Source organism: uncultured Negativicoccus sp., from assembly GCF_902480485.1.
Taxonomy (GTDB): domain Bacteria; phylum Bacillota; class Negativicutes; order Veillonellales; family Negativicoccaceae; genus Negativicoccus; species Negativicoccus succinicivorans.
In genome coordinates, this window is record NZ_CABSTC010000065.1 from 1 (window position 1) to 6,065 (window position 6,065).

A 6,065-nucleotide genomic window follows, 5' to 3' on the forward strand; every position below is an offset into this window, starting at 1 on the left:
CCACTCCTGCCAACGCGTAACGGCGGGAAACGACCGTACGGCGCGGGCGGTATCGATAAGTTTATATGATATAATAAGAACAGGAGTTTGTGAGCGGACCGGACAATTTTGATTGTCCATAGTAAGATCAGCAAGACTGTTCGGGACATATTTATATTGGGAGGTTTTATTTTGGCGAAAGAAAAACTGCAGATCATCCCCCTCGGAGGTTTAGGGGAGATCGGTAAAAACATGACGGTATTCCGTTATGGAGACGACATTGTGGTGCTGGATTCGGGCTTGGCATTTCCCGATAGCGAAATGCTGGGGATTGATATTGTCATCCCGGATTTCAGCTATTTGATTGAAAATAAGGATAAAGTACGCGCGATTGTGATCACGCACGGGCACGAGGACCATATCGGTTCGCTTTCGTACCTGTTGAAGGAAGTTTCGGCGCCGGTTTACGCGACGCGCCTGACCTGTGGTTTGATCGAAGGCAAGTTGAAAGAAAATCGCGTGGGCAAGTACCAGCTGAATGTCGTTAAATCCGGTGATGAAATCACGGCCGGAGCTTTTAAAGTCGGGTTTTTCCATGTAAACCATTCGATTCCGGATTCCTGCGGGATTTATTTCCGCACGCCGGTAGGAACGGTGGTGCACAGCGGCGACTTTAAGATCGACTACACGCCGGTGGACGGCAAGATGATGGATTTCAAAAAAATTACGGAGCTCGGCAATCGCGGCGTGCTCGTGTATTGCGCGGACTCGACGAACGCGGAACGCGCCGGGCACACGCCTTCGGAAAAAACGGTTTCCGCGGCGCTGATGCGGGAGTTTGAGCAGGCGCGCGGCCGGATCATTTTAGCGACGTTTGCATCCAATGTGTCCCGCTTGCAGATGGCGATCGACGCGGCGGTGGCGAATCAACGCAAAGTGGCGGTGTTCGGCCGTTCCATGGTGAATGTCGTCGGGATCGCGCTCGAGATCGGGTACCTCACGGCGCCGAAAGGAACGATTATCGACAGCGATGAAATCAATCGCTATCGCGCGGACCAGCTTTGCATTTTAACGACCGGCAGCCAGGGGGAACCGATGGCGGGCCTTTCGCGGATGGCGGACGGCGCGCATCGGCAGATCCAAATCCATCCGAATGACACGGTCATTCTCTCGGCGTCGCCGATTCCGGGTAACGAAACGAGCGTCGGCCGCACGATTGATAAATTGGTGAAACTGGGCGCGCATGTGGTGCACGGTTCGGATAAGAAAGTCCACGTGTCCGGCCACGGCTCGCAGGAAGAATTGAAGATGATGTTGTCGCTGATTCGCCCGCGTTTCTTTATTCCGATGCACGGGGAATACCGCATGCTGCATAAACACGCGGAAATCGCGGAAAGTTTGGGCGTGAAGCGCGATAATATTTTAATCGGCGAAAACGGACAGATATTTGAGTTCACCGGTCGCAAAGGCCGGCTCGCGGAAAAAGTACAGGCGGGCAAAGTGTATGTGGACGGCTTGGGCGTCGGCGATGTTGGTAATATCGTCATCCGCGATCGCCAGCAACTGTCGCAGGACGGCATGGTCATTGTGACCATGGTACTTGAAAAAGGATCCGCGCAAGTGCTTGCCGGACCGGATATCGTGTCCCGCGGCTTCATTTACATGCGTGACTCGGAAGCCTTGATCCGTGAAATGACACGGCGCGTCGATGCGGTTATCGAGCGCTGCGCGGACAACAATATCACGGAATGGAATGTGATTAAAACGCAGATCCGCGATACCCTGTCGCGCTACATCTTTGAAAAGACACGTCGGCGTCCGATGATTCTGCCGATTATTCAGGAGGTTCATTAATGCCGCAACGATCTACCCGCGCGCTTACGGAAGCGGGCCTGCTCGTCGGTCTCACGGTGGTGTTGTCGCTGGTGGGGACGTACGTACCGATCCTCTCGGCAGTAGCACTGTTGTTGTGGCCGGTACCGATCGCCTATTTGGGCGTTCGGTACGGCATGCGTTGGTCGCTGCTGGCAACAGTGGCGACTTTATTTATCTTGACGCTTTTGACGGGACCGGTGACGGCGGCCGGCATCGGGCTGACCTTCGGCGCGATGGCCTTGACGCTGGGCGAAGGATTTCGTCAGAAATGGTCGGCGGGCCGCATCTTAACGGTCGCGACGATTGTTTTTCTGCTCGGTTTCGGGATTCAGTTCCTGCTTTCCTTTTACGTCATGGGCGTGAACGTTTTCGCGATGTACGAAGACACGATGCGCCAATCGACGGAACAGGCGTTCCGAACGCTGGAAGGCATGGGCTACAATTCGATTGACCTGGCCGAGGCGAAGTCGCAATACTTGGCGCAACAGGCGCAAATCCGTCAGGTGGCGCCGTTCATTGTGGTGTCGGCGGGATTGTTGTTGTCGTATCTTGACATCATTATCGCGCGGGCGATTTTACGTCGTCTGCAGATCGATTTACCGAAATTTCCGCCGGTGGCGGAATGGGAAATGCCGCGGGCGGCGCTGTACTTGTATGTATTCGCGTTGTTGCTCGGCTGGTTCGGGCCGCAATATTTCCCGCAACTGCCGGTGGAAATAGCGATGAATATCCAAGTCGCGGCGATGTACCTGATTTGGTTACAGGGGATCGCCGTCGTCTTTTGGTGGGCCCGACGCCATCCGCGCTTGGCTTTCATGCGCTGGGTGATCGTGATCGGAAGCTTTATCATTCCGACATTTTTAGGATTTTTATTTTTAATCGGTTTAATTGACATGGGCATCAATTATCGTAAACGGAAAGGATATACTCCGACGAATGGAATATCGTAATTTCTGGTTCAAAAATCGCAGTGACCGCGCGTACGCGGCGATTGTGATCCTGCTCATTTTAGTGTTGGCCTGGTTCAATCCGATCGTGGCGGGCTTGTGCGCTCTGGTTGCGTTCGGCGTGTACCTCGTGTTGCGTAAAACGGAGATCGAGCAGGAACGCGTGTGGCGGCATTACCTGAATGCGGTGTCCGCCTCGGTGACGGAAGCGTCTTTATACGCGACGCAGAATTTGCCGATCGGGATTGCGATTATTGATGAAAAAAGCATGCTCGTCTGGAGCAACTCGGTGTTTCGCGACTGGGTGCAGGAACTTAGCGAAGGCGATCGGCTGCAAAAGTTGTTACCGCAAACGCAGCTTGCTAAACTGTGGGGAAAATCGGGTTATTTTTCCACCCGGATCGGTGACAACTATTACCGCGTCATTTATAAATTCCTCGACCGCGTCAACGGGATCAATGCCGCAGAGAACGATAATCCCGGCGAAGCCTATATGGTGCTGTATTTTGACGATGTGACGGAGGCGGAACGCAGCAAGCAGGAAAGCGTGGCGGCGTTGCCGGTTTTCTGCTATGTGCAGTTGGATAACCTGGGCGAGGTTTCGTCCGATTTGACGGAAGTGCAGCGTTCGGCGCTCTGGGCGGAAGTCAATACGATGGTGCTCGACGAATTCGGCAAGATCGACGGTTTTATCAAAAGTTACGAGCGCAATAACTACATTGCCTGCATCAGCCGCAAATCGCTGCAGCAATTGATTGACGATAACTTCAAAATTTTGGAAAAAGTCCGCTCGATTCACACGGTGAACCGGATTCCGGTGACGCTTTCGATCGGTTGCGCTTACGGGGAAGAATCCTTTGCCGAGCAGGAAGGGGAAGCGCGTTTGGCGCTCGATTTGGCGTTGGGCCGCGGCGGCGATCAGGTCGTCATCCGGGCGGACGGCGAAACGCAGACCTTCGGCGGTAGGAGTCAGGCCTTGGCGAAAAATACGCGCGTGCGCGCCCGCGTGGTGGCGCAGGCGATTCACGAACTGATCAGCCAGGCAGACATGGTGCTCGTCATGGGCCATGCCAGGGAAGATTACGATTCCCTCGGCGCGGCAGTGGGGGTGGCGTACATGGCGACCTCAGAAGGCGTGCCGGCGCATGTCGTCATCAGCGAAGATCAGGAAACGGTGGAAAAGCTGGTCGATCAGGTGCGGGCGACACCGGGCATGGAAGATTTGCTGATTTCGGAAGAGGCCGCGCAAGAATTGGTGACGCCGCAGACGGTACTCTTTGTAGTGGATACGCATAAACCGGAAATGACGGCGGCGCCGAGTTTGGTGGAAATGATTCAAAACCGCGTCGTCATTGATCACCATCGACGCAGCAATACTTTTATTCCCGATCCGCTGCTCGTCTATCTCGAACCCTCCAGCTCTTCGACATGTGAACTTGTCACCGAGCTTTTACAGTACTATTCCGATACGATCGAATTGAACGAGACACAAGCCTCGGCGTTGTACGCCGGTATCGTCGTCGATACGAAGAACTTCGCCGTGCAGACCGGCATTCGCACGTTCGACGCGGCCAGTTATTTGCGCCGCAGCGGCGCCGCGACGGAACTCGTCCGCGATCTGTTCGCGCTCGATTTCGAGACCGTTTTGACGCGGGCGGACGTGCTGACGCGCGCCGAAAAAATTGATGGCGACATCGTGTGCGCGACCATTCCCGACGATGCGGAAAACGCGCAGATTCTCGCGGGACAAGTGGCCGATATGATGATCAATATTGAAAATATACATACGAGTATCGCCATTTACTATAATGGCGAAGGCTACAGCGCATCCGTGCGTTCCGACGGTGAAATTAATGTTCAGCGCGTGATGGAAGAACTCGGCGGCGGCGGTCATCAGACGGTGGCCGGCGGACAGTTCGCGCCGGAAGAAACGCCGGAAGAAATCAAAAATAAAATTGTCGCGCAGATTCGCGCGCAAAAAGAGGAGAATGCGAAATGAAAGTGATCTTATTACAGGACGTCAAAAAAGTCGGTAAAAAAGGGGAAATCATCGAAGTCGCCGACGGCTACGGCCGCAACTACCTGATGCGCCGCGGTCTGGCGTTGGAAGGCACGCCGGAAAACTTGAACAACGCACGCCAGAAAAACGCCGCGCAGGAACATAAAGATCAGGTCGCAGAGGACGAAGCCAAAGTTCTCGCGGCGCAATTAAAAAAAGTAACGGTCGAAGTGCCGTTGAAACTCGGCGCCGACGGACGCGCGTTCAGCTCCGTCACCGCGCAGACGATCAGTGAAGCGCTCGCGGCCAAACATGAACTTACCGTAGATAAAAAGAAAATCGAATTGAAAGAACCGATTCGCACCGTGGGGCGTTTTCCCGTCGCCATCCGGATCCATCCGAAGATGACCGCGGAAATCCAGGTGCATGTAGTTCCGGAGGAATAATTAGACAATGAAAGATATCTGGCGGCGGTTGTGGAGTCGTAATTCGCAGACCGGCGCCGAGAGCGAAGCGGAATTCGGACGGCAAATCGCCGTCCTTTCGGGCGTGTATTCGGGCCTCATCGGCACGGAACGTTTTTTGCTGGCGGGCAGCCATTATAACGCGCTTTCCTACCTGCACGCGGAAGATCCGAAAAAACGGCTGGCGGGTTTGGCGCGCATCGTGCTGGAAGATCCGGATATTCCCGTGCCCGGTGAAGAACAGTCGCAGGCGCTGCTGGAGCGAACGGAAAATCGCATCAGCGATCTCTTGGCGCGGCAGGCGGTCGAAGAGCGGCTGGAACAAAAAATTAATGATGCGCTGGAAGAAAAACATCAGGAATATGTCAATGATTTGCGCCTGGAACTTTTAAATGAAGAGACGGGCGATTTTGAAACGCCGCAATCCCGTGAAAAGTTGGCGCAGCTGGACAAACTGGACCACATTCGTCTGACGGATACGATCGCCGCCCAAGTGCGACCGCAAACCTTGGCGGATATTGTCGGGCAAAAAGACGCGTTGGAAGCCTTGCTCGCGAAACTCGCAACGAAGTATCCGCAGCACCTGCTTTTATACGGACCGCCGGGCGTCGGCAAGACGACGGCGGCGCGCGTCGTGTTGGAGGCGGCGAAGCAATTTGACTTCACGCCGTTTCAAAAAGACGCGCCGTTTGTGGAAACGGACGGTACGACGTTGCGTTGGGATAATCGCGATATGACGAACCCGCTGATCGGTTCCGTGCATGATCCGATTTATCAAGGAGCGCAACGCGATCTCGCCGA

5 protein-coding genes are annotated in these 6,065 nt (G+C 54.6%); all 5 read left to right on the plus strand.

The window, feature by feature from the left end; translation table 11 throughout:
* Positions 1-168: 168 nt before the first annotated feature.
* Positions 169-1,833, plus strand: coding sequence for a ribonuclease J (locus tag RDN69_RS05560; protein WP_288218348.1), 1,665 nt, complete (start codon positions 169-171; stop codon positions 1,831-1,833).
* Positions 1,833-2,804, plus strand: coding sequence for a YybS family protein (locus tag RDN69_RS05565; RefSeq protein ID WP_288218345.1), 972 nt, complete (start codon positions 1,833-1,835; stop codon positions 2,802-2,804). Before RDN69_RS05560 ends, RDN69_RS05565 begins: the two co-directional genes overlap by 1 nt.
* Entirely contained in the window at positions 2,791-4,800 is a 2,010-nt protein-coding gene (locus tag RDN69_RS05570; RefSeq protein WP_288218346.1) for a DHH family phosphoesterase, read from the plus strand. Before RDN69_RS05565 ends, RDN69_RS05570 begins: the two co-directional genes overlap by 14 nt.
* On the plus strand, positions 4,797-5,246 hold the full coding sequence (gene rplI / locus RDN69_RS05575; protein ID WP_024048037.1) for a 50S ribosomal protein L9: 450 nt from the start codon (positions 4,797-4,799) through the stop codon (positions 5,244-5,246). The genes RDN69_RS05570 and rplI overlap by 4 nt, the downstream gene beginning before the upstream one ends.
* 7 nt (positions 5,247-5,253) lie before the next feature.
* A partial coding sequence (locus RDN69_RS05580) for an AAA family ATPase (RefSeq protein WP_288218347.1) occupies positions 5,254-6,065 on the plus strand: 812 nt, incomplete at its 3' end.

What these genes read in the sequence shown, in the direction of transcription:
- RDN69_RS05570 (WP_288218346.1), top strand. Translation starts at nt 2,791, where the DNA reads ATGGAATATCGTAATTTCTGGTTCAAAAATCGCAGTGACCGCGCGTAC.
- rplI (WP_024048037.1), top strand. Translation starts at nt 4,797, where the DNA reads ATGAAAGTGATCTTATTACAGGACGTCAAAAAAGTCGGTAAAAAAGGG.
- RDN69_RS05565 (WP_288218345.1), top strand. Translation starts at nt 1,833, where the DNA reads ATGCCGCAACGATCTACCCGCGCGCTTACGGAAGCGGGCCTGCTCGTC.